21 protein-coding genes are annotated in these 24155 nt (G+C 66.4%); 9 read left to right on the top strand and 12 right to left on the bottom strand.

The features are described from left to right. Positions 1–117 precede the first annotated feature (117 nt). Together AC1DDA_RS07375 and AC1DDA_RS07370 are read left to right on the top strand one after the other, a co-directional pair. Entirely contained in the window at positions 118–747 is a 630-nt protein-coding gene (locus tag AC1DDA_RS07375) for a MarC family protein (protein ID WP_441513487.1), read from the top strand. A gap of 61 nt (positions 748–808) precedes the next feature. Next, positions 809–1624 carry a bestrophin-like domain gene (locus AC1DDA_RS07370; protein ID WP_476795264.1) on the top strand — a complete coding sequence of 272 codons (816 nt, stop codon included), beginning with the start codon at positions 809–811 and terminating at the stop codon, positions 1622–1624. Between the two features lie 109 nt (positions 1625–1733). On the opposite strand, the gene AC1DDA_RS07365 is transcribed toward AC1DDA_RS07370, so the two are convergent. Continuing rightward, positions 1734–3329, bottom strand: a complete 1596-nt coding sequence (locus AC1DDA_RS07365) for an arylsulfatase (RefSeq protein WP_476795263.1) — start codon at positions 3327–3329, stop codon at positions 1734–1736. Positions 3330–3511: 182 nt separating this feature from the next. Beyond that, positions 3512–4177 (bottom strand): DJ-1/PfpI family protein, encoded by a 666-nt coding sequence (locus AC1DDA_RS07360; RefSeq protein ID WP_476795262.1) that lies wholly within the window; start codon positions 4175–4177, stop codon positions 3512–3514. Positions 4178–4250: 73 nt separating this feature from the next. Between AC1DDA_RS07360 and AC1DDA_RS07355 the strand changes: the two genes are divergently transcribed. Then, the gene (locus AC1DDA_RS07355) at positions 4251–5216 is read left to right on the top strand and encodes a GlxA family transcriptional regulator (RefSeq protein WP_476795261.1); all 966 of its coding nucleotides are present in this window, start codon (positions 4251–4253) and stop codon (positions 5214–5216) included. 34 nt (positions 5217–5250) lie between these two features. On the opposite strand, the gene AC1DDA_RS07350 is transcribed toward AC1DDA_RS07355, so the two are convergent. The 8 genes from AC1DDA_RS07350 to AC1DDA_RS07315 form a co-directional block, all read right to left on the bottom strand. Next, entirely contained in the window at positions 5251–6354 is a 1104-nt protein-coding gene (locus AC1DDA_RS07350; RefSeq protein ID WP_476795260.1) for an E22 family MetX-like putative esterase, read from the bottom strand. A 255-nt stretch (positions 6355–6609) separates the two neighbouring features. Further along, the gene (locus AC1DDA_RS07345) at positions 6610–8367 is read right to left on the bottom strand and encodes an AsmA family protein (RefSeq protein WP_476795259.1); all 1758 of its coding nucleotides are present in this window, start codon (positions 8365–8367) and stop codon (positions 6610–6612) included. A 94-nt stretch (positions 8368–8461) separates the two neighbouring features. Continuing rightward, a complete protein-coding gene (locus tag AC1DDA_RS07340; protein ID WP_476795258.1) occupies positions 8462–10048 on the bottom strand; it encodes an ABC transporter permease in 1587 nt (528 codons plus the stop codon). Between the two features lie 95 nt (positions 10049–10143). Continuing rightward, positions 10144–11154, bottom strand: coding sequence for an extracellular solute-binding protein (locus tag AC1DDA_RS07335; protein ID WP_476795257.1), 1011 nt, complete (start codon positions 11152–11154; stop codon positions 10144–10146). A gap of 223 nt (positions 11155–11377) precedes the next feature. Next, a complete protein-coding gene (locus AC1DDA_RS07330; protein WP_476795256.1) occupies positions 11378–12454 on the bottom strand; it encodes a DUF2865 domain-containing protein in 1077 nt (358 codons plus the stop codon). 147 nt (positions 12455–12601) lie between these two features. After that, positions 12602–13012, bottom strand: coding sequence for an MAPEG family protein (locus AC1DDA_RS07325; protein ID WP_476795255.1), 411 nt, complete (start codon positions 13010–13012; stop codon positions 12602–12604). Positions 13013–13082: 70 nt separating this feature from the next. Beyond that, entirely contained in the window at positions 13083–14576 is a 1494-nt protein-coding gene (guaB, locus tag AC1DDA_RS07320; protein WP_476795254.1) for an IMP dehydrogenase, read from the bottom strand. A gap of 193 nt (positions 14577–14769) precedes the next feature. Beyond that, a complete protein-coding gene (locus tag AC1DDA_RS07315; RefSeq protein WP_476795253.1) occupies positions 14770–15087 on the bottom strand; it encodes a hypothetical protein in 318 nt (105 codons plus the stop codon). Between the two features lie 291 nt (positions 15088–15378). Here AC1DDA_RS07315 and AC1DDA_RS07310 point away from each other — a divergent pair, with 291 nt between their 5' ends. Then, positions 15379–16818 (top strand): MFS transporter, encoded by a 1440-nt coding sequence (locus AC1DDA_RS07310; protein WP_476795252.1) that lies wholly within the window; start codon positions 15379–15381, stop codon positions 16816–16818. Positions 16819–16856: 38 nt separating this feature from the next. On the opposite strand, the gene AC1DDA_RS07305 is transcribed toward AC1DDA_RS07310, so the two are convergent. Both AC1DDA_RS07305 and AC1DDA_RS07300 read right to left on the bottom strand, forming a co-directional pair. Next, positions 16857–17597 carry an RlmE family RNA methyltransferase gene (locus AC1DDA_RS07305; protein WP_476795251.1) on the bottom strand — a complete coding sequence of 247 codons (741 nt, stop codon included), beginning with the start codon at positions 17595–17597 and terminating at the stop codon, positions 16857–16859. 9 nt (positions 17598–17606) lie between these two features. Continuing rightward, positions 17607–18725 carry a Ppx/GppA phosphatase family protein gene (locus tag AC1DDA_RS07300; RefSeq protein WP_441513473.1) on the bottom strand — a complete coding sequence of 373 codons (1119 nt, stop codon included), beginning with the start codon at positions 18723–18725 and terminating at the stop codon, positions 17607–17609. A gap of 215 nt (positions 18726–18940) precedes the next feature. Between AC1DDA_RS07300 and glpK the strand changes: the two genes are divergently transcribed. From glpK to AC1DDA_RS07275, 5 genes are all read left to right on the top strand, one after another. Beyond that, positions 18941–20443, top strand: coding sequence for a glycerol kinase GlpK (gene glpK, locus AC1DDA_RS07295; protein ID WP_476795250.1), 1503 nt, complete (start codon positions 18941–18943; stop codon positions 20441–20443). A 280-nt stretch (positions 20444–20723) separates the two neighbouring features. After that, complete coding sequence (locus AC1DDA_RS07290; protein WP_476795249.1) at positions 20724–21416, top strand: MtnX-like HAD-IB family phosphatase; 693 nt, start codon at positions 20724–20726, stop codon at positions 21414–21416. Continuing rightward, entirely contained in the window at positions 21409–22854 is a 1446-nt protein-coding gene (locus tag AC1DDA_RS07285; protein WP_476795248.1) for an aspartate aminotransferase family protein, read from the top strand. Before AC1DDA_RS07290 ends, AC1DDA_RS07285 begins: the two co-directional genes overlap by 8 nt. Before the next feature lie 18 nt (positions 22855–22872). Continuing rightward, on the top strand, positions 22873–23796 hold the full coding sequence (locus tag AC1DDA_RS07280; RefSeq protein ID WP_476795247.1) for an arginase family protein: 924 nt from the start codon (positions 22873–22875) through the stop codon (positions 23794–23796). Continuing rightward, complete coding sequence (locus AC1DDA_RS07275; protein ID WP_476795246.1) at positions 23793–24155, top strand: EamA family transporter; 363 nt, start codon at positions 23793–23795, stop codon at positions 24153–24155. Before AC1DDA_RS07280 ends, AC1DDA_RS07275 begins: the two co-directional genes overlap by 4 nt.

The raw sequence follows: 24155 nt of genomic DNA, 5'->3' as shown, positions 1-24155 counted from the left end.
ACCAAAGCGATATCAATATGTTGTCGGCGATTTTTGCGGGCGTCCACAGCTGCTGCCACAATCCCGCCTTTCTTCGCGGGTGACGGCGGCCGCAAGGCGTGGTGAAGTCGCCTCCGCATGTTCATCGAATTCGTCACATCCGCCCTCGTCACGATGCTGGTGACGCTCGACCCGCCGGGTCTGGCGCCGATCTTCCTGTCGCTGACGCGTGGAATGTCGGAAAGCGAGCGGAAGCAGGTCGCGATCCGCGCCTCGATCATCGCCTTCTGCATCATGGCTTTCTTCGCCGTGGCGGGCGATGTCGTGCTGAAGGCGCTCGGCGTCTCGCTGCCGGCCTTCCGCATCGCCGGCGGGCTCCTGCTGTTCTGGATCGCTTTCGAGATGGTGTTCGAGCGCCGGACCGAGCGCAAGCAGCAGACGGCCGAGACCGCGATCACGCTGGATCATATCCGCAATGTCGCGGCCTTTCCGCTGGCGATCCCGCTGATGGCGGGGCCGGGGGCGCTGACCGCGATGATCCTGCTCGCTGGCCGCGCCGGCGGCGATCCGCTGCTGCTGGTCGCGCTGGCTGTGATCTGCGGGCTGGTGATCCTGAGCTGCCTTGCCGTGTTCCTGGCCGCGACGCCGATCGCGAAGCTCCTCGGCGTCACCGGCAATGTCGTGCTGACGCGGCTGCTCGGCGTGATCCTGGCGGCGCTCGCCGTACAGTTCGTGATCGACGGGTTGAAGGCCGCTCTGGCGGGATAGGGCGGTCAAGGAAGCGTGTTTGCTGTTTGCCGTAGGCGTTCGACCCAAGGGGGACGTGGCAATGGAAATCGCGACGATCATCGCCGAGCGCAGCATTCTGGCCTTCGCCATCTGCCTCTTCCTGGCTCATCTCGTCTTCTATGAGCTGGGCTACCGCACTGGCCGGCGGCTGCACGACAGGACGGGCAATGCACCCGAGGCGGTCGGTGTCGTCGTCGGCGGCATGCTCGCGCTCCTGGCCTTCGTCCTGGCGCTGACGCTGAGCTTCGCGAGCGCTCGCTTTGCCGAGCGGCGCATGGGCGGCCTGTCCGAAGCCAACGCCATCGGCACGGCGTGGCTGCGGGCCAAGGCGATCGGGACGCCGCGCGGCGACGAGATCGCCACGCTCCTCGAACAATACACCGCCATCCGGGCCGATTTCGTCAGGGCGGGCCGCGATTCCGAAGCGGTCGAGAATCTCAACGGCCGGACGAGCGCGTTGCAGTCGCGGATCTGGGGCCATCTTTCGGCCATCGTCCGCGAGCGTCCGGATGCCATCTCCGGCGCGTTGATGGCTTCGCTCAACGAGGCCTTCGATGCCAGCACCAACGAACGCTTCGCCTTCGAGACGCGGCTGCCGATGCAGCTCTTCTGGCTGCTCGTCGGCATCACGCTCATCACGCTGGCATGCCTCGGCTACCAGTTCGGTCTCAGGGCCAAGCCGCTACGTATCCTCATCGCCTTGCTAACGCTGATGTGGATGTCGGTCATCGTCGACATCCTCGATCTCGCCTCCGGGCGCCTCGGCAAGTTTCGGACGGGAACGGCGGCCTATGAATGGGCCTTGAAAGGCTACGAGGGTGGAATAACCATACCGCCGCTGCCGGCGCCGCAGTGATCCGCCCGGGCAGGCGCTGTAACCGTTACAGCTTCGACGGAACTTGACAGAAGCTGCCCTATGGGCAGCGGCGAGGCACCCGTTGCGATGCCCCGCCGGCCCATGCGGGTCAACGTGGCGCGAGACGCTCCAGCTCGTTGAGGCGTTTCAGGGCCGCCTGCTGCTGCAGCAGGCCGTAGTTGATGCCGGCGGCGTTCAGCGAATTGCCCGTTTGGTAGGGGAACTGCTCGAAATCGGAGAAGAACTCCTTCACCTTCCCCTGGATCGGGACCAGCAGCCATATCTGCCTGGCGTAGAAGTCCATCGCGTTTCCGCCTTCCTTGGCCCCGCGCTCATAGGGGTCCATTCGCAGGTTGGTAATGCCGGCCCATGACGTCACCTCGCGCGTGGCCGTCGCAATATTGCCTTCGCTGGCAATGGCGAAGCTGACCTTCCAGTCGTTCCAGCGTATGGCGTTGAGATTCCCGCCCTGGTCGAAGTAGTAGATCGCGTCGCGCGGAGGGCTTTTGTCGTCGCCCTTCAGATAGGGCATGAAGTTGTAGCCATCGAGATGCACCTTGAAGGTCTTGGTGCCGCTCTGGAAGCCGGTTTTCATCTTCTCCTTGATATCGCCAAGGCCGGCCGCGGCGCAGAAGGTCGGGAACCAGTCGATCAGGGCGATCATTTCGTTCACCTGGGTTCCGGGCTTCACCACGCCCGGCCAGCGCACCATCATCGGGATGCGGAAGCCGCCTTCCCAGGTGGTGCCCTTCTCGCCGCGGAACGGCGTCATCGCCCCGTCCGGCCAGAGCGCGAGTTCGGCGCCGTTATCGGTGGTGTAGAGCACGATGGTGTTCTCGGTGATGCCGAGATCGTCGAGCTGCTTCAATAGCTGTCCGATATGGCCGTCATGCTCGACCATGCCGTCGGCATGGATGCCCTTGCCGGTCTTGCCAAGCGACTCCGGCTTGAGATGCGTGAAGACGTGCATGCGGGTCGAGTTGAACCAGCAGAAGAACGGCTTCTGCGCCTTGACCTGCCGGTCGATGAAGTCTTTGGCACCAGCCAGGAATTCCTCGTCGACGGTCGGCATGCGCTTGGTGTTGAGCGGCCCGGTATCCTCGATCTTGCCGTCCGCGCTGGACTTGATGACGCCGCGCGGGCCGAATTGGCGCCGGAAATTCGGATCCTTCGGATAGAAATAGCCCTCGGGCTCCTCCTCGGCATTGAGGTGGTAGAGATTGCCGAAGAACTCGTCGAAGCCGTGCCGCGTCGGCAGATGCTCGTCGCGGTCGCCGAGATGGTTCTTGCCGAATTGACCGGTGGCGTAGCCCGCCGTCTTCAGCGCGTCGGCGATCGTCGGCATCCAATCCTGGATGCCATGGGGGTCGCCGGGCATGCCGATCGTCAGCAGGCCGGTCCGGAACGGCTCCTGTCCGAGGATGAAGGAGGCGCGGCCGGCGGTGCAGCTCTGCTGGCCATAGGCGTCGGTGAAGATCGCGCCCTCGCTGGCGATGCGGTCGATATTGGGCGTGCGGTAGCCCATCATTCCCATCGTGTAGGCGCTGACCTGGGGAATGCCGATGTCGTCGCCGAAGATGACGAGGATATTGGGCTTCCTGCCGCCGGCCGACGCGGGCGCCGGCTGCTGGGCCTGCGCGGTCTGGACGGGCGCACTCGCGAGATAGCTCCCCGTCGCCGCGAGAACGGTTCCGCCGAGGAGCATTGAGCGTCGATTGAGGGCAGCCTTCTGCGAAGAAACTTCATGCTTGGGTTCCACGACACGTCCTCCAGCATATCCTTCAGGGGCGGCGTCTATGCCTGCGCCTTGCGCCCGAGGAGCGTAGGATGCCGTCGTCTGCCGCGCAGCCTTGTTACGGTTACGGAAGCCGCACCGGGAGCCGGAGCTCAATTCCGCAGCAGGATCGCCTCTCGCTCCGCGCGGGAAGCGGCCATGCGGCGGCGGGCCTCGGTCACGATGGCCTGCGTCGCTTCCTCCGGCGTGCCGGATCGGAACGGCGGCGAGGGGGCGTATTCCAGCGAGAGCTGGATCGTCTCGGCTTCGGCCTGGCTGGTCAGCGCCGCCACGGCCGTAAGGCCGAAATCGATGCCGGAGGTGACGCCCCCGGCCGTGATGAGGTTGCCGTCCTGCACGACGCGCTCTTTGACCGGGATTGCGCCGAGATGGCCGAGGAAGTCATGCGCGTTCCAATGCGTGGTGGCGCGCTTGCCGGATAGCAGGCCGGCGGCGCCGAGCACCAAAGAGCCTGTGCAGACCGAGGTGAGGTAGCGCACGAGCGGCGCCTGGCGGCGCAGGAAGTCGAGCACCGCTTCGTCTGTGAGGAGCGCGTTGACGCCGCCTCCACCGGGAACGCAGAGCACATCGAGGGGCGGGCACTCCGCCAGCGTGATCGTCGGCGTGAAGGGAAGCCCGGTCGCGGACCGGACGGGCGCGAGCGTCTTCCAGATGAGATCGACACGGGCTCCCGGCAGCGAGGCGAAGACCTCATACGGCCCGGTGAGATCGAGCTGCTGAACGCCGGGGAAAACGAGAAGGCCGAAATGAAACGACATGGAGCGGCTCCTGATTGACAGGCCCACGATAGCGGACCAACCTTTGGCTGTTCTGTCAAACATCCCTCGTTTCATGCCAAAGACGCCGCGTCGTATCGAGATCCTCACCTTTCCGAAGGGGCAGGTCCTCGACATAACAGGACCGTTGCAGGTCTTCGCCACGGCCAACGATCTCGCCGCCATGGCGAGAACTGACGTGCCCTACGAGACGCGGGTGGTCGCCGCCGAGCCCAATGTGATGACCTCGGCGGGACTTGCGCTGCTGACGGAGCCGCTTTCCGGGCCGGACCAACCCGTCGATACGCTGGTCGTCGCCGGCGGCTATGGCATCCAGGCCGCATGCGACAGCCCGGCCCTTGTCGCATGGCTACGCGAACGGGCCGGTGCGGCACGGCGCGTGGCTTCCGTCTGCAGTGGCGCATTCCTGCTGGCGACCGCCGGATTTCTCGACGGCAGGCGTGCCGTCACCCATTGGGGGCGTTGTGCCGAGTTCGCCGCGCGCTTTCCCGAGGTCCGGCTTGATCCGAACCCGATCTTCATCCGCGACGGCAAGGTCTGGACCTCGGCCGGGGTGACGGCGGGGATCGACCTCGCCCTCGCATTGGTCGAAGCCGATCTCGGCCGCGAGACGGCATTGGCGGTGGCGCGCCAGCTCGTCGTCTTCCTGAAACGGCCAGGCGGGCAGTCGCAGTTCAGCACCACGCTCGCGTTGCAGGGGCGGGATGAGCGCTTCGACGGCCTGCACGCCTGGATCGTCGAGAACCTCCGCAGCGACTTGTCGCTTGAGCGGTTGGCGGCGCGGGCCAATATGAGCCTGCGCAGCTTTGCCCGCCATTACCAGAGGGCGACGGGCCGCACCCCGGCCCGCGCCGTTGAGGAGATCAGGATCGAGACGGCGCGCCACCTGCTGGATCAGGGGCATCCCGTCTCCCGCGTCGCCGGCCGCTGCGGCTTCGGTTCGGAGGAAACGCTGCGGCGCGCGTTCCTCAGGCGGCTCGGCACGACACCGCAAGCCTATCGCGAGCGGTTCGCGGGATAAGCCGGAGCCGCGTACAGCCTGGACGAAACAGGTTCTATTTCGCCAGGAACGCCCGGATCGCGCCTTCCGCCTGCTTCATCGACATCACGCCGTCGAGATGGCCGCGGGCGCCGTCGATGGTGACATGGGTGATGTCGCGCCCGGCGTCCTTCGCCGCTTTCACCGTGCGCTCCACCGCATCAGGGGTGAAGACCAGATCCTTTGGCTGAGTCACCAGCAACATCGGCGCCCTGGTCTTCGCCATGCCCTCGGCCAGCGAGTTGCCGCCGGCCGCGAAGAGCTGGTTGGCCTTGACGAGATAGAGGAAGTGATTGGCGTCGGAGACTTTGGCGCGGGCTGCGCCGGCGTTGTCGAGCACGCTCTGGACCTGGAACTTGTTGGCGAGCGCCTTGGCCGGATCTTCGCCTTCCTTGGCGGGGCGGCGGCCGAAGGTGGCGTTCGCCCAATCCTGATGGTTTGCCTGCAGCGTCACCGCGGTCAGCGCCTTGGCGAGGCCGGCAAGCGGCGGCGTCCTGCCGTAATAATCGCCGTTGTTCCAGTTGGGGTCCACCAGGATCGGCGCGGCCCAGACGTCGAGCCAGCCGATCAGCATCGCGTCGGCCTCGGCCGCGCCGATCACCGGCATCGCCTTGGCCACCATCTCGGGATGGCTCGCAGCCCATTCGAAGGTCTGGAGCGAACCCATGGAGGGGCCGGCGACCAGTGCGAGCTTCTTGATTCCAAGGCTTTCGACGAGAGCCTTCTGCACCTCGACGAAGTCGCGGACGGTGACGATCGGGAAGTCCAGTGCATAGGGCTTGCCGGTATCGGGATTGATCGAGGCCGGGCCGGTGGTGGTGGTCTTCGGGTCGCCGGTGTTGAGGTTGACCAGCGTGTCCGACGAGATGACGAAATACTTGTCGGTGTCGATCGCCTTGCCCGGCCCGACGATCGCGTCCCAGTAGCCGGGCTGCGCGTCCTTGGCGTCATATTTGCCGGCGGCGTGCGAGTTACCCGAGAAAAAATGGCAGATCAGCACGGCATTGGATTTGTCGGCGTTGAGCGTGCCGTAGCTCTCCCAGCCGGTACGGACCTGCTTGAGCGTGCGTCCCGATTGGGTCGTGAAGCTCGGCAGCTCGAAGACCTTCTTTTCGGTCATCAGATCCTGTGCGTCCGCCATTCCCGCTGCAACCCATCCTGCAAGGGCGAGAACGCCCGTGATCCATTGCCTCATCACCACTTCCTCCCTCCAGCCGTCACGCGGCCTTCGCCGCATCAGAGCGGATTTCCATGCGCGGCGGAAGCGCCTTCGCTCAGCGCAGAGGACCAAAGAGGGGAATTCGCTTTTCGGACAGATCCGATGCCTTTGGCCGAGGGAGGATCGCCACCACCCGTCCGTCAGGACGCATGGCGATCAGCGCGTCAGGAGAGACGGGAAGGGCGTGCCGCTGGCCGGGCTCAGGAAGGCCTCGGTCTCGAGCTCGAAGAGCGGGGCGTCCACTGGCCCCTTGAGGCTGAAGGGCAGCTTCAGCGCGCTGGTCGTGGACGCCAGCGAGGCCGCCATATCGAGGATGCGGGTGCGCAGCGAGGCGTTGCCGCTCAGGTTGAAGCGAAAGGCCTGTCCGCTCATCTGGGCGTCGGTCAGCACCAGTAGCCCGCCGGCGATGCCGGCATTGGCCGTCAGGTTCTCGAACGGCGTCTTGCCCTGGTGCCAGTCGCGCCAGGCCTGGGAGGGATTCCGCTCGGCGCGGCGCAGCATGTCGACGAAGGCGACGCCGGCGAGCTCGCCCTGTTTGACGGAGAGATTGGCGCGTCCGGCCAGCGAGCCGAGGAGCTCGTCAAAGGTCCGGCCGACACCGTCGAGCGCAAGCTGGAAAGTGCCATTGCCCGTGAGGCGCGACAGCTGCGGCAGGTCGCTCGACGCTTGCCCGAAATTCACGCGCTCGAGGCCGGCCTGGAGCTTGACATCGACCCCCGCGGGAGCGCTGACCGCTAGGAGCCGCGTCTTGACGCTGCCGCCATAGGCGCTGGCCCGGACCAGCCCGGTCTCGAATCGTCCCTTCTTGATCAGCAGGTAGCTGGCGACGTCGTTGAGCCGGGCGCCGTTCAGCTTGGCGGCGTCGACCGAGATTCTGAGATCGACCTCGCGCCCTGTCCAGCCGTCGAGATCGAACGGGCCGGGATCGCCGGCATCGATGGCCGGGATCGGCAAGCGGTTGACGAGGCGGCCGATATCGAGCGTCGCCCCTGCCAGCGTCCCCGAGAGTGCGAAGCGTCCGGCCCCGGTTTCGGACAGCGTGAGGACGCCGTCGAGGCGCTCGCCGTCGAGGCTGGCGATCGCATTATTGAAGGAGGCTTCATGCGGCTTGAGCTGCAGATCGGCCGACAGCGTCAACGCGCCGAGGGCCGCCGCCAGGCGCGAATCCTCGCCGAACCAGCGCAAGAGCTGTGGCACGGACGGGGTGGACAGGGCGAGAAGGCCATTGAGGACCGGCTCTTCCGGTCCTGACCGCGTGCCGTCGAACCGGAGCTTCAAAAGCGGCGAATTGGCCGAGAGCGCGGCCTTGGCGTTGCGGCCATCCATTGGCCAGAGCAGGCTCACTTCGGTCGGGACGCCGCGCCAGGTCAGGGAGCCCGACAGTTCCAGCGGCTCGTTCTGGCTGCGTTCGTCGATGACCAGACGGACGTCGCGGACCACGCTCTGGATCGCGCCGTTCGCGCGCAGGAACAGCGAACCGCCCTGGATGACGATCTTGCTTTGGTTGCGCAGCCGCTCGAGCTCGGCCATTGGCGTCGCAAGCCACTCCGCCACGCCGTCGCTGCCGGGCGCGACCGCCACGTCGATCTGCGGCGCGACGAGATCGATCCTGTCGAAGCTGAGCGTGCCGACCAGCAAGGGCAGGAGGCGTAGATGCGCCCGCACTCGAACAGCTTGGCCCGAAAGCGCGCCATCGCGCTGGCTGAAGCGAACCTGGGACAGGCTGATGCGCGGCAGCGGCAGCAGCGCGATCTCGGCGCGCTCGACGGTCTCGACGACGAAGCCCGTCTTCTTGGCGATTGCGGCGACGACGCTCCGCTGCACCCGCCCGAGCGCAAGGTCCCACGGCTGCAATCCGAGCAGGCCGATCAGGACGACAAGGCTGAAAGCGAGGATCGCTGCGCGTCTGGTCATGGACTTCCGAATCGGCGCCGGCCGAAATCAGCCAGCCCCCTGGCGGCGGATGGTGTATGCCGATGTTGATGGCTTGTCGAGGCGGGGAAACCCGCTATCCCGCACGATTTGTGCCGGTTTTAGCCAGAAGCATGGCAGGATAGAGGCCGGCGAGGATGATCAGCAGGGCAGCGAGTGCCCCGTCCTCGAAGACGCCGCGCGAGGCGTGGCCATAGACCACGGTCGCCAGTGTTTCGAGATTGAGAGGGCGCAGCAGCAGCGTCGCGGGCAGCTCCTTCAGGCAGTCGACGAAGACGAGCAGCGCGGCGGCTGCCACCGCCGGGCGCATCAGCGGCCAGTGGATCCGGCGCAGGATCTCGGGCTGGCCGGCGCCGAGCGCACGCGCGGCATCGTCGATCCGCGGCGAAACACGGCTCAGGCCGCTCTCCACGCCGGCGATGCCGATGGTCAGGAAGCGCACGACATAGGCGATCACCAGCGCCGCGCCGGAGCCGATCACCAGCAGGCCGGGCTTGATGCCGGACAGGGACGTGATTGCGCTTGCCAGCACATTGTCGAGCGCGGCGATCGGGATCAGCAGTCCAAGCGCGAGCACGGTGCCGGGCACGGCGTAGCCGAGCGAAGCGAGGCGGGCGAGGGGCTTCAGCCAGGTTTCGCGGCCGGCACGGCTCGCCGTGGCGATGCCTAGCCCCAGCAGCAGCACGATTGCGGCGGCAATGCCGGCGAGCAGGAGAGCATTGGCGAGCAGCCGCAGCAGCGCAGCGTCGAGTTGCATAAGCAATCCGCGTCGCAGGATCTCTGCGGCGAGATAGGCGACCGGCAGGATGGCGCCGAGCAGGACGGGGAGAGCGCAGGCGATCGCGGCCAGGAGGGCCGCGCGTGGCCGCAGGGCCCTGCGCCCGAGGGGACGAGGCTGGCGCACGGGGAGGGCGAAGCGGCGCTGGCCGCGCAGGCGAGCCTCCGCCCAGATCAAGAGGAAGACGACGACCAGCATCACGCAGGCAATCTGCGCCGCCCCGGGCAGCGAGCCCCGGTTGATCCAGGTGGTGTAGATCGAGAGGGTGAGCGAACGGACGCCGAGATATTCGGTTGCGCCGATGTCGTTGAGCGTTTCGAGCAGGACGAGCGTCAACCCGGCCGCGAGTGCGGGCCGTGCGAGCGGCAGGCCGATGCGCCAGAACAGCCGGCCCGGCGTTGCGCCGAGATTGCGGGCCGCCTCGACGATGGTCGCGCCCTGGATGCTGAAGAGGGCGCGCGTGCTGAGGTAGACGTATGGGTAGAGCACGATCGCCATGATCGCGATCGCACCGGGCAGGCTGCGCGGATCGGGAAACCAGTAATCGCGCAAGGAGCGCCACCCGGTCAGCGCTCTCAGCGCACTCTGCAATGGCCCCTGGAAGCCGAGAAACTCGACGTAGATATACGCCATCTGATAGGTCGGCAGCGCCAGCGGCAGCACCAGAAGCCAGTCGAAATGGCGCCGGCCCGGAAATTCGAACTGCGTCACCAGCCAGGCCGTCCCCACACCGAGAACGGCACTGAGGAGGCCGACACCGGCCAGCAGGAGCCCGGTCTGGACCAGCGCGGTCGGCAGCACATTGGCGGCGAGATGCGGCCAGATCTCCGCGGCCTGCGAGGACGAAAGCGCCGTCGTGAGGAGCGCGAGCAGCGGAGTCAGCACGAGGCCCGCCCCGATCAGCGAGGCCAGCGCAAAACGCGTCGACGGCCGCCACGTGAATGGCGGCCGTCGCGAGGCGGTGAGCGGAGCGCTCAGGCTCAATTGTCGAAACCGACCTTGTCGACGAGATCGGCGGCGGGCTTGCGCTGCTTGGCGACCTCGGAGAGCGGCAGCTTGTCCGGCGTGACCGCGCCGAGCAGCTTCACTGCGGCCGAGTCGGTGACGGCGGTGTTGACCGGGAACTCGAAATTGCCGTTGGCGTAGAGGGCCTGCGCCTTCTCGCCGAGCATGTACTCGATCAGCTTGACCGCGTTGTCCTTGTTCGGGGCGTTCTTGGCCAGCGCCGCGGCCGAGACGTTCACATGGGTGCCGCCATTGGCGAAGGTGGTCTTGAGGGGCTTGATCGCGTCGTACCAGCCCTTCTGCTCGTTCTTCGCCTGGCTCATCAGGCCGATATAATAGGTGTTGATCACGGCGACGTCGCAGAGGCCGGACTGGATGTCGCGCGCAACGTCGCGATCGCCGCCGCCGGGCTTGCGGGCGGCGTTCGCGCGCAGGGCCTTCAGGAAGGCCTCGGTCTTATCCGGGCCGTTATGGGCGATATAGGCGGCGAAAAGCGCGTTGTTGTAAGGGTGCTGGCCGGCGCGGATGCAGAACTTGCCCTTCCACTTCGGATCCGCGAGCTCCTCATAGGTGATCGCATCCTGCGCAACGCGCTCCTTCGAGGCGACGACGATGCGGGCGCGCTTGGTCAGCGTGACCCAGTTGTTGTCGGGGCGCAGCTGCGCCGGGACGATCTTGTCCACGGTCGGCGAATGGATCGGCTGCGTGACGCCGGCAGCGACCGCGGCATTGATCTCGCCGACATCGACCACCAGCATGACGTCGGCCGGGCTGTTGGCCCCCTCGGCGCGGATGCGCTCCTGCAGGCCGTCCTTCAGGAAGACCGCATTGACCTTGATGCCGGTGTCCTTGCTGAAGGCTTCAAGCGCCGGGTTGAGCAATGTGGGCTCGCGCGTCGTGTAGAGATTGACCTCCTGGGCGAGGGCCGGCGCGGCGAGCAGGCAGGACGACAGCGTCAGGGCCTGGAGGTGCTTCTTCTTGATCATTGCTTCGCTCCGTCGGTTCAGGGCGCCAAAGCGCGACGGGCGACGGTTAAAGGGCGGTGGACACTGCTGTCAACGGAATCATCCTTTAGAATCAGCGTCTTGGATGATTTCCAGACTGGTTCTTATTTTGATGAATTCTAATATCCGGGCCATGATGTTGGAATGGCGGGACGATTCCGCACCATGCGAGTCGTACGACTTCAGTCTAGCTCATTCCGCGGCGTCAGCGTGACGCGGCCGTGATCGGGATCAGGCGCACGGCAACGCGCGTCTCCGGATCGATCGAGCCACGCAGCACGGCGTCGCTGGCCACGGTCTCATCTTGCAGATGCGCCTCCCGCACCAGCATCTGCCGCCGCAGGCTGCGCGCCTCCGCCTCCATGCGTGAAACGCCGACCCGTTCGTCGATCTGCTGGCGCTGGCCCGTGCTCAGCTCCGGCGCCGTGCGAAAATCACGGAAGTCGCGCCGGCTATAGGGCCAGCTCGATCCGCCGGTGAAGGTCGAAACCTTGCCGTCGAGGACGACGCTGTCGCCGGGGCGGAGCGTGATGTCCCGCAGCAGCGAGATGCGCCGCTCGCCGACCTGGACGATGGCCGGCCGGCAGGCCGGATCGGCTGCCTTCTCGTGGCTATAGGCCATCGGCAGCGCCGCATAGCGCTGGCCGTCGGCTGCGACGGCGGCGTCGATGCTGGTCGAGCCGGCGGCCGCACGAAAGACCTTGACGGGAATGCCGGGGTTCATCGCCTTGCAGAGAGCCTCATGGGCGCTGAGATCGCTGGCCGACCGCAGATGGCCGATCGGGGCATGGAAGCCGTCGCAGAGCCGCACGCAGAAAGTCTGCGCATTATTGGCGGAGACCAAGGCGGCGCTGCCTTCGACCGGCCTGTGCGGGCGGGCCGCGACCTTTTTCGGGCTTCGCTTGAAGGGGTTGAGCTCGATCGCCGGGTGAGCGATGCGTCCGTTCGGCCGTATCTGCATCAGGGGCAGGCGCCAGCCATTCGTCGCCGGTGCATAGGCGGTCGGGCGCGTCGATGTATAGGCAGCGCTCTGCGCCGGAGCGCGTGCAGCCCTGCGCGCCGCCTCCTCGAGGAAGAACGAGCGGATGCCTGCATCGTCGTCGGCCTGGACCAGCGAAGCCGTCAGCACCATGCCGCCGCAGCCGACGGCAATGCCGAGGATGGTCGCCGCAGCCCAGCGACCGGCACGCGAGCGGGCCGGGGCCTTGCTGACAGAGCCGGCGTAACCGGTCTCGCCGCTGCGGGGCAATGCCCGCACGGGGATCTCACGGACACGCAACATCGCGTCACTCCAACCTGCGCTTGTTCACCGTCCGCCGCAGGTTGGGTGTAGTTTACGTTTCGTTAAGATTCAACGTTTTCGCTGCGCCTCGCTCCGCAAACGCCTGAAATGCTTAACGACAGGCGGCAAGGCGGCGGGCGAGGGCGCTCAGACGACGGCGAGCAGGACGCCGATCCACATGCCGACCAGGGCGAGGGCGCCGATGCCGTAGACCGCTCCGCGCACGGGCAGCTTGTTGGGGCCGATATGGATGAGCGTGTGGATGACGCGGGTCGCGACGTAGAGCCACGCCAGCACCGCCATCGCATAGCTGGTGGCGCCCACTTCCATCGCGAGCATGATGAGCGCGAAATAGATGACCGGCGTCTCGAACTGGTTCGAGAAGTTCGCCGAGGCGAGCCGGGCGGAGACGGGGTAACGCTCGGCCGAAACCTGGACGTCTTCCTGCCGCACGGCGCCGGAGGTGAAGGCGTCCTTCCGGCGCAGCATCAGGATGACGCCGACGATGAAGATCCAGAGGATCAGGGCCAGCGTGGGATAGACGAGCTTCAGGGTCATGGTCGCGGTCGCCTCGTGTCAGGGCTGGCCAGGATGGTCCCGGCCAGTGCTGCACGAAGCCTGCGCCGACTCAAGACCGGGTCGGATAGTTCGGGCTCTCGCGCACGATCGTCACGTCATGGACATGGCTCTCGCGCAGGCCGGCGCTGGTGATCCGGATAAAGCGGGCCTTGTTGCGATAATCCTCGAGGTCGCGGCCGCCGACATAGCCCATGGCGGCGCGCAGGCCGCCGGCGAGCTGGTGGAGCACGGTGGAAACCGGGCCCTTATAGGCGACCTGGCCCTCGATGCCCTCCGGCACGAGCTTCAGCGCGTCCTTGATGTCCTGCTGGAAGTAGCGGTCGGCCGAGCCGCGGGCCATGGCGCCGACCGAACCCATGCCGCGATAGGCCTTGTAGGAGCGGCCCTGGTAAAGGAAGGTTTCGCCCGGCGTCTCGTCGGTGCCGGCGAGTAGCGAGCCGACCATGGCGCAGGAGGCACCGGCGGCGAGTGCCTTGGCGAGGTCGCCCGAATACTTGATGCCGCCGTCGGCGATGACCGGCACGCCCGCCTTCGACGCCGCCGAGGCCGCGTCCATGATCGCGGTGAGCTGGGGCACGCCGACGCCCGCGACGATGCGGGTCGTGCAGATCGAGCCCGGGCCGATGCCGATCTTGACCGCGTCGGCGCCGGCATCGATCAGGGCCTGCGCCCCGCCGGCGGTGGCGACGTTGCCGGCGATGACCTGGACCGCGTTGGAGAGCTTCTTCACCCGGCTGACCGCGTCGAGCACCTTGGACGAGTGGCCATGCGCCGTATCGACGACGATGAGGTCGACGCCGGCGTCGATCAGCATCTCCGAACGCTCGAAGCCCTGGTCGCCGGTCGTGGTTGCTGCAGCGACGAGCAGGCGCCCTTGCGCGTCTTTCGCCGCGTTGGGGTGAGCTACCTGCTTTTCCATGTCCTTGACGGTGATCAGGCCGATGCAGCGATAGTGGTCATCGACGACGAGCAGCTTCTCGATGCGGAACTGGTGCAGCAGGCGCCGCGCCTCCTCCTGGCTCACGCCCTCGCGCACCGTGATCAGCCGCTCCTTGGTCATCAGCTCCGAGACGGGCTGGGCCGGGTTGGCGGCGAAGCGCACGTCGCGGTTGGTCACGATGCCGACCAGTTTGCCCTTGTGGCCCTGCGGTCCGCGCTCGACGACGGGGATGCCGGAGATGCCGTTGTTCTTCATCAGCGCCAGCGCATCGGCCAGCGTCTCGTCGGGATGGATCGTGATCGGGTTGGCGATCATCCCTGATTCGAATTTCTTGACGAGGCGCACCTGCGCCGCCTGCTGGTCGATATCCAGGTTGCGGTGGATGACGCCGAGGCCTCCGGCCTGCGCCATGGCGATCGCCATGCGCGCCTCCGTCACCGTGTCCATCGCCGAAGCGATGATCGGCAGGTTGAGCGAGATCGACTTGGTGAGCCTGGTACGGATGTCGACATCCGCGGGCATGACCTCGGACGGGCCGGGCTCAAGCAGCACGTCGTCGAAGGTGAAACCGTCGCGAATCAGACCGTCGAGGGAAAGCGTCATCGTCAACTCCGACGCCGGGCGGAACCGGCTTTCCAGGGAAGGCAGGGCAAGAGGCCCGATGCCGAGTTGACGAGGCCCGTTAGCATGCGCCCGGCGCCTTCGCTAGTCCGGCGGGCGGGATTCTTTTGCAGTGCGACAACGGTCCCCGGCGCATGGCTGCTCCGGGGACCGTCCGCAAAAAAGCCGGTTCGCGTCAGTAGCGCGACCGCGCAGGGGCAGCCGAGGCATCCGGCATCACGCCGAAACAGCCCATGGCCATCGTCATATGCCCCATCTGGTTCGCCAGGCGCTCGCAGTCCCGCTGCCGCACGCAGTTGTTGTAGCGAATGCTTTCGCCATAACCCTGAGGCGCGGCCTTGTCCTGGCAGGCCATCTGCCAGTCGGTCATGGCGGCGGAAGCAGGCGTGGCGGCTGCGCCGAAGCTCAGCCCGGCCACCAGTGCCAGGCCTGCCAGCCGCACGCCGACGAGAATACGGCGCGCAAGCGCCGAAATTGTTGAAACAGGGGTCATGTCAGCTCTCCGGAGGTTACGACGCGCGCCCCTCGCGCCGATCCGGACCCAGGCCGGATGGAAGAAAGATGGTGACTTCCCAATGCGTGTAGGAGTGCGGCGGACGCATGGCGGATTTGTGTTTGATGATGGGGCAGAAGGTGCGTGCATGGCAGGAGCGCGTGGCGATCGCGTGAAATGGCCGGAAAAAGCAACTTCGCCTCTCGTCACGTCGTGGTGCTCGCATTAATAACCTAGCTTATGAATTCAACACGCGCTCACACAACAGCGTGAGCGTGGAAGGTTACCGCCTTGCAACGCGCCAGACTGCTTCCTCTCATCGTCGCTTGTGCTCTCTTCATGGAGAACACCGACTCGACCGTGATCGCGACCTCGTTGCCGGTCATCGCCAGGTCGCTGGGGGAGGACCCGATCGCGCTGAAGCTCGCTCTGACCYCCTATCTCGTCAGCCTCGCCGTCTTTATCCCGATCTCGGGCTGGATGGCCGACCGGTTCGGCGCCCGCACGATCTTCCGCTCTGCGCTGTGCGTCTTCATGCTCGGCTCGATCCTCTGTGCCGTATCGAACTCGCTCGGCGCCTTCGTCGGCGCGCGCTTCGTTCAGGGCATGGGCGGAGCGATGATGGTTCCGGTCGGGCGCCTCGTCATTCTGCGCAGCGTCAGCAAATCCGAGATCGTCGGCGCGCTGGCCTATCTGACGGTCCCGGCGCTGGTCGGACCCGTGGTCGGGCCGCCGCTCGGCGGCTTCATCACCACCTATTTCGACTGGCGCTGGATCTTCTTCATCAACATCCCCATCGGCTTCGTCGGCATCGTGCTGTCGAGCCTGTTCTTCGAGGATATCCGCGAGGAGGATGTCGCTCCTCTGGATGTGAAGGGCTTTCTGCTGTCCTCCTTCGGCTTCGCCAGCCTGATGCTCGGCCTGGCGACCGGGGGGCGGCACCTCGTCCCTGTCTACGTTTCCTATGGCTGCGTGCTGGCCGGGGCGGCGGCGCTTGCGGCCTATTGGTTCCACGCCCGGCGCGTGCCCTATCCGGTACTCAACCTGTCGCTGTTCCGGATACCGACCTTCCGGATCGGCGTCGTCGGCGGCTCGATCTTCCGCACCGGCATCGGAGCGATCCCCTTCCTGCTGCCGTTGATGCTCCAGCTCGGATTCGGGCTCGACGCCTTGCAGTCGGGCCTGATCACCTTCGTTTCGGCAGCCGGCGCGCTGATCATGAAGACGTTGGCGAGGACGATCCTGGCGCGCTTCGGCTTTCGCAGCGTGCTGGCAATCAATGCCGTGATCGGCGCCGCCTTTCTCGCCGCGTCGGGCCTGTTCACCCCGACCACGCCGCATGCGATCATGCTCTCCGTGCTGCTGATCGGCGGTTGCTTCCGCTCGCTGCAGTTCACCGGCATCAACGCGCTGAGCTATGCCGACGTCTCCAACCGCGACATGTCGAGCGCTACAAGCCTGTCGAGCGTCGCCCAGCAGCTCTCGCTCAGCATGGGCGTGACCATCGGCGCCTTCGCGCTGGAGGCCGCCAATACCTTCAACGGCGGCAAGGCTCTGGCAGCCGGCGATTTCTGGCCGGCCTTCGCGATCGTCGGGCTGATCTCGGCATCCTCGGCGCTCTGGATGGTGCAGCTGGCTCCCGATGCCGGCACGGAAGTCTCAGGCCACGTTCCGGTGAGCGCGCGCAAGGTCACAGCCGAGGCGCTCGCCGACCAGAAGCCGCTGGAGTGAGCGCTCCGGCGCCCTGATATCGCCGGCGTGCGCGCCCTTCAGGCGTCGGCGCTTTCGTCGGCCGTCTTCCGGCGATAGCCGGTCGCCAGCACATAGAGCTCGGAGGAATCGGCGCGGCTCGCTGCCGGCTTGACGTTCCGCACGGTGGTGAAGTCGCGCTTCAGCGCGGTGAGGAGCTCGGCGCTGTCGCCGCCCTGGAACAACTTGGCGAGGAAGAAGCCGCCCGGCGCCAGCACGCTGTGCGCGAACTCGACCGCGGCTTCGGCCAGCGCGATGATCTTGAGATGGTCGGTCTTCTTGTGGCCGGTGGTGTTGGCGGCCATGTCGGACATGACGCCGTCGGCTTGGCCGCCGAGGCGCTCGGTCAGCAGGGCCGGGGCCTCCTCGGCCATGAAGTCGAGTTGGATCAGTTCGACGCCGGGGATCGGATCGACCGGCAGCAGATCGATGCCGATGACGCATCCCTTGCCGCGCTCAAGCCCGATTCGCTTGGCCGCGACCTGGCACCAGCCACCGGGGGCGCAGCCGAGGTCGACGAGGCGCTGACCGGGCTTCAGGAACTTGTAGCGGTCGTCCATCTCCTCGAGCTTGAAGGCGGCGCGGGAGCGATAGCCCAGTTCCTTCGCCCGCTTCACATAGGGGTCGTTGAGCTGGCGCTCGAGCCAGAGCTGCGACGAATGCTTGAGCTTGCCGGCCTTCTTCACCTTGACGCRCATGTCGCGCGCGCCGGCGGAGCCTTTGCCGCTGCCGGCCTTGCCGCCCGATTTTTCGGTGCTCATCGCCTCAACCTATTTCCGTCGCCACCAGGCACGGTCCTCGTGCATCATGCGCAGCAAGATGCCCTCGCGCAGCCCGCGATCGGCGATGCGGACGCGCTCGCTCGGGAAGGCGCGATGGATCGCCTCGAAGATCGCGCAGCCGGCCAGCACCAGATCCGCGCGCTCGCGGCCGATGCAGGCATTGGCCGCCCGGGCGGCATAGTCCATATCGATCAAGCGGTCGATGACGGCCGCGACATCGTGCTGGTGCATCCACAGCCCGTCGACCTCGCGGCGATCATAGCGAGGCAGGTCGAGATGGATGCCGGCGACGGTCGTGACCGTGCCGGACGTGCCGAGCAGGTGGAAGCCCTTGGAGCCGCAGGCGGCGGCGGCCTTTTTTGCAAAAGGTTCAAGCGCTTGCGTGCAGTCATCAACCATTTGCTCGAAGAGCTCGCGGCCGACCTCGATGCCGCCATAGCGTTCAGCCACGGTAACGACGCCGATCGGCAGAGAGGCCCATTCGCGGATACGGGCAGCGGGGTCGCGCGCCTCGCTGCGCCCGCCGAGCCAGATGATCTCGGTCGAGCCGCCGCCGATGTCGAAGACGATGACGCTCTCGGCCGCCGGGTCCGTCAGCGCTGCACAGCCGGAGACGGCGAGCGCAGCCTCGGTGCGCTGGTCGATGATTTCGAGCGCGAGCTCGGCCTCTGCAGCGACACGGCGGATGAAGTCCAGTCCATTGGTCGCAGCACGGCAGGCTTCGGTGGTGACGAGGCGGGCGCGGGTGACGCCGCGATTCGCCATCTTGCCGCGGCAGATCTTCAGCGCCTCGACCGCCCGGTCCATCGCCGCATCGGCCAGGCGGCTGCTGGCAGCGAGCCCTTCGCCGAGGCGGACGATGCGGGAAAACGCATCGACCACCCGAAAGCCATGCTGCGCCGGGCGCGCGATCAGGAGGCGGCAGTTGTTGGTGCCGAGATCCAGCGCCGCATAGGTCGCGCTGGGCTGCTGATGGATCAATGCCGGGTTGCAGCTCTTGAAGGCATCGGAAACCAATGCGCCACCGGCCCGTTGCGGATCGGTGGTATGCCTATGCGGCGGCGCCACATGCGTGACGTCCCGTTGCTGCCGGTCCTCGACCGCCACCGTTTTCCAATCCCTCGACCTGTCAGCACAAGGCCGGACAGGGGCCGCAGCGTCGCGCGGCCGGTTGCTTCGTCGTCAAGGTAACTGCACGGCAAGCCCCGTGCCAAGCGGAACCTTGCAGGGATACCGGCCGGCCTTGCATCCGCGGCGGCTGATCGGCCAGTGTCCGCCGGCCGGCCTGCCGGCCAGGACGCATGAAGGGCAAGGGATTCGCCATGGCTGCCAGACACATCCTCGCCATCGACCAGGGCACGACCTCCTCGCGGGCGATCCTGTTCGATGCCTCGCTCGCGGTCGTCGCGTCCGCCCAGCAGGAGTTTCCGCAGCATTTTCCGGCGTCGGGCTGGGTCGAGCATGAGCCTGAGGACATCTGGGAGAGCGTGCTGGCGACGGCCCGGGCAGCGATCGGCAAGGCGGGGCTGAATGCGGGCGACATCGCCGGTATCGGAATCACCAACCAGCGCGAGACGACGCTGATCTGGGACCGGCGGACAGGCAAGGCGATTCACCGCGCCATCGTGTGGCAGGACCGGCGCACGGCGCAGGCCTGTGCCGATCTCGCGGCCGCCGGCCACGAAAACCTCGTGGCCCAGCGTACCGGGCTGCGCATCGACCCCTATTTCTCGGCGACCAAGATCGCCTGGTTGCTGGACAATGTGCCCGGCGCGCGGCGGCGGGCCGAAGCGGGCGAACTCGCCTTCGGCACCGTCGATTCCTTCCTGCTGTGGCGGCTGACGGGCGGGGCGGTACATGCCACCGATGCCACCAATGCGGCGCGCACCATGCTGTTCGACATCGGCCGTGGCATCTGGGACCCCGAACTGCTCGGCCTCTTCGACATTCCGGCGGCGATCCTCCCGGAGGTGCGCGACTGTGCCGCGCATTTCGGCGACACGGTGCCGGAGCTCTTCGGAAAGTCGATCCCGGTGCGCGGTATCGCGGGGGACCAGCAAGCGGCCACCATCGGCCAGGCCTGCTTCACGCCGGGGATGGTGAAGTCGACTTACGGCACCGGCTGCTTCGCGCTGCTCAATACCGGCGACACGCCGGTCCGCTCGAAGCATCGCCTGCTCAGCACGGTCGCCTATCAGCTCGGCGGCAAGCGGACCTACGCGCTCGAAGGCTCGATCTTCATCGCGGGTGCTGCGGTGCAATGGCTGCGCGACGGCCTCGGCATCATCGAGAAGGCCAGCGACACCGGCCCGCTGGCGGAGGCGGCCGATCCCGAGCAGGACGTCTATCTGGTGCCGGCCTTCGTCGGCCTCGGGGCACCGCACTGGGACGCCCACGCCCGTGGCGCGATGTTCGGGCTGACCCGCAATTCCGGCCCGCGCGAGTTCGCCCGCGCCACCCTCGAAAGCGTCTGCTATCAGACGCTCGACCTGATCGAGGCGATGCATGCCGACTGGCCGGAAGCCGGGCAGGGCGGTCGCTCGGTGCTCAGGGTCGATGGCGGCATGGTCGCGTCGGACTGGACGATGCAGCGCCTCGCCGACATCCTCGATCTGCCGGTCGACCGGCCGACAGTGCTCGAGACGACGGCGCTGGGCGCAGCCTATCTCGCTGGGCTCGACGCCGGGCTCCTCCCGGAGCCTGGGCGCTTTGCCGACCAATGGCGGCTGGAGCGCCGCTTCTCGCCGGCCATGGCGGCCAGCCAGCGCGAGCGCAAGGTCAGGGGCTGGCAGGACGCGGTGCGGCGCACACTGAGTGCGGGATAGGCGCGTCTTGCGGCGCCTGTCGCCGTCCGCAGGCGCAGCCGCTTGAATGGCGCTGTTGGTGGAGGGGCAACTGGCTATCGCCGCTCTTTCGCAGATGTCGTCGGCGCGCATGTCCGAGTTTGTACTCCATTGGCCGAGATGCTCCAAAATTTGATGGACACCTCAATTTTGTGAGGAATTCACCAGTCTGCTTGGCAAGAAAGTCTAATTAAATCAATGTATTGCGTGATGGCACGACGCTTGCCATTGGCAGCTCCGCGAAACGGGAGCTTCCGCGCAGATGCAATGGCAGGCCATCGTCGATTTCGACGGGACGATTTCAGAGAAGGACACGACGGATTGTGTCCTAGCCCGCTTCGCCGAGCCCGGTTGGGAAGCGATCGAGGATGACTGGGTCGCCGGACGCATCGGTTCGCGGGAGTGCATGGAGCAACAGGTCGCGCTGCTGCGCGCCTCGCCCGATGCTTTCGACGGCTTCGTCGAAAGCTTCGCGATCGACTGGGGCTTTGCCTTCTTCGTCCGGGTCTGCCAGCGCCACGGCGTGCCCGTTACCGTGGTTTCGGACGGGCTCGACCGCACGATTCATACCGTGCTTCGTCGGGCTGGGCTCGCCGGGCTGCCGGTTATCGCCAATCACCTCGAACCGGTCGGAATGGATCGCTGGCGCCTGACTTCGCCGCATGCGTCCCGCGATGGAAGCTGCAACAGCGGCACCTGCAAATGCAGCGTGGCTACCAGCCTGGGGCGGCCTGCCACCATCCTCGTCGGCGACGGCCGGTCCGATTTCTGCCTGGCCGAGCGCGCTGACATCGTCTTCGCCAAGAACGGCCTGATCGCCCATTGCGATCAGGCTGGGGTGGAACACCGCCCATTCTCCCGGCTCGCGGAAGCGGCGCGTGCCCTCGACGACATGCTGACTGGCGTCGTCCCGGCCGCAGCGAGCCATCACATCAAGGACTTGATCAATGGATGACGGATTTCCCCAGCACGGCCGTACTGCAGCCGCTCCTGCTGCGGTGAACTTGGCCTCGGTCACCGCCGAGGAGGCCCGCCTGCTCGCACTCGAGGCGGAGTTCTGCTCGCATGGCGATACCGTGCACTACACGCAGTTCCCGAAGATCTTCTCGGGCTGCGAGGGCTCCTTCATGCTCGATGCGGCGGGCAACCGCTTCCTCGACCTGCAGATGTGGTACTCGGCCGTCAATTTCGGCTACGCCAATCCGCGCCTCAACAACGCGCTGAAACGCCAGATCGACAAGCTGCCGCAGGTCGCCAGCCAATATCTCCACCGCGAGAAGATCGAGCTCGCGGCGATGATCGCCAAGGATGCCCAGCGCAAGTTCGGCACCAAGGGGCGCGTCCATTTCAATGTCGGCGGCGCGCAGGCGGTCGAGGATTCGCTCAAGCTCGTGCGCAACGCCTCGAACGGCAAGAGCCTGATGTTCGCCTTCGAGGGTGGCTATCACGGCCGCACGCTCGGCGCCTCCGCCATCACCTCGTCCTATCGTTATCGCCGCCGCTTCGGCCATTTCGGCGAGCGCGCCCACTTCATCCCGTTCCCCTACCATTTCCGCGGGCCGAAGGGCATGAGCAAGGAAGAGTATGGCGAGCACTGCGTGCAGCAGTTCGCCCGGCTCTTCGAGAGCGAATATAACGGCGTCTGGGATCCCAAGGCCGGCCAGGCCGAATATGCGGCCTTCTATGTCGAGCCGCTGCAAGGCACTGGCGGCTACGTCATTCCGCCGCCCAACTTCTTCACCGGCTTGAAGAAGGTGCTCGACGACCACGGCATCCTGCTCGTCGTCGACGAGATCCAGATGGGCTTCTACCGGACGGGCAAGCTCTGGTCGATCGAGCATTTCGGCGTCCAGCCCGACGTGATCGTCTTCGGCAAGGCCGTCACCAATGGGCTGAACCCGCTCTCCGGCGTCTGGGCCAAGGAAGCGCTGATCAACCCGACCGTCTTCCCGCCGGGCTCCACGCATTCGACCTTCAACGCCAACCCGCTCGGCACGGCCGTCGCGCTCGAGGCGATGAAGATGATGCAGGAGGAGGATTACGAGACCATGGTCATGGCCAAGGGCGCGTATTTCCTCGATGGGCTGAAGGACCTTCAGAAGCGTCACAAGATCGTCGGCGAGGTCGACGGCCTCGGCATGGCCCTGCGCATCGAGATCTGCGAGCCGCATGACAGCTATACGCCGTCGAAGCGGTTGGTCGACCTGATGTGCGACGAGGGCATGAAGGCCGATCTGGAGCTCGATGGCCGGCGCTACGGCCTCGTGCTCGATATCGGCGGCTACTACAAGAACGTCATCACGCTCGCGCCGGCCCTGACCATGAGCTACGAGGAGATCGATCTGGCGATCGCCCTCCTGGACCAGCTCTTCGCCCGCGTGGCTGGCGCCTGATCTGACCGGAGACGGCTGTTGCGCCTGCAGGTGATCGATCTCGATGGCAGCGTCGCGCGCCAGGAGCCGCTGCGCCGCCGCATCGACGCGGGAGAAGCTTCCCGCATCGATGTGGCGCATCTTGCCGCGCGCCTGCGCATCGTGGCGAGCCGCGGCGCGCGCGCGCGCCTGCTCGAGCAACTGGCGGCCGAGGACAGGGGCGGGAGCGGACCACCCGTCTACTTCTACGGTTCCGGGGATTTCCATCACGTCGCGGCGCTGCTGATCGCAGGAGTCTCCGAGCCGGTGACGGTCGTCCATTTCGACAACCATCCCGACTGGGTGCAGTTTCCGGCGACGGTCAATTGCGGCGCCTGGGTCAACCGGGCGCTGGAGCTGCCCCAGGTCCGCAAGGTCATCACCATCGGGCCCTGCAGTAGCGATCTCGTGCGCCCGGAATGGCAGTTCGCCAATCTCAGGGCGGTCGCGGAGGAGCGGATCGCGCTCTATCCCTGGCGGCACGCGCCTTCGCGCGTCTGGGGTCGATACGGAACGGTTGCGAGTTTCCGGCAGGAGGGAAACCATCTGCATTGGCGCAATCTGGCCGATGAGGACTGGGCTCATTTCCTCGACGACCTCGTCGCCACGATCCCGACCGGGGATATCTGGCTCAGCATCGACAAGGACGTCCTCGGGCGGGACGAGGCGCTGACCAACTGGGACCAGGGCGATCTGCCGCTGACTCATCTGGTGGGCGCGATCGAGCGCCTGGCGGGCGCGCGTCGCGTCGTCGGGGTGGATGTCTGCGGCGACTGGTCCGAACCGCGCTTCTCCGACCCGTTCCGCGCGGCGCTCGCCTATTTCGATCATCCGCGGCCGCTGCGGCCTTCTTCGGAAGAGCTCGGCGTCAACGCCCGGGTGAATGCCGAACTCATCGACTGCTTTGCGCGGGTGCTGCCGTGACCGTGAACATCGTCCTCTGGTTCATCCTGTCGATCGTCTGCGACGTCGTCGGCCAGCTCTGCCTCAAGCTCGGTGCCAACAGGTTGCCGCAGGGTGCGGGGCTGCGCGAGCTCACGGTCGCGCTCGGCCGCTCCGGCTGGGCGATGGCCGGCGTGCTGACCTATGTGGCGGAATTCTTCATCTGGCTGCGGATCCTCGCTGAGGTGCCGCTCTCGATCGCCTTTCCTATTGCCAGCCTCAATTTCCTCGCCATCACCTTCGCCAGCGCGGTTCTGCTCGGCGAGCGTGTCGGTTCCCGGCAATGGTTCGGTGCTGTCCTCATCACCTGCGGCGTGGTCATCGTCGCTCGAACAGTCTGA

This window comes from Allobosea sp. 10N428, from assembly GCF_056394545.1.
The sequence above is the reverse complement of the archived record's forward strand: the minus strand, read 5'-3'. Positions and strand labels throughout refer to the sequence as shown.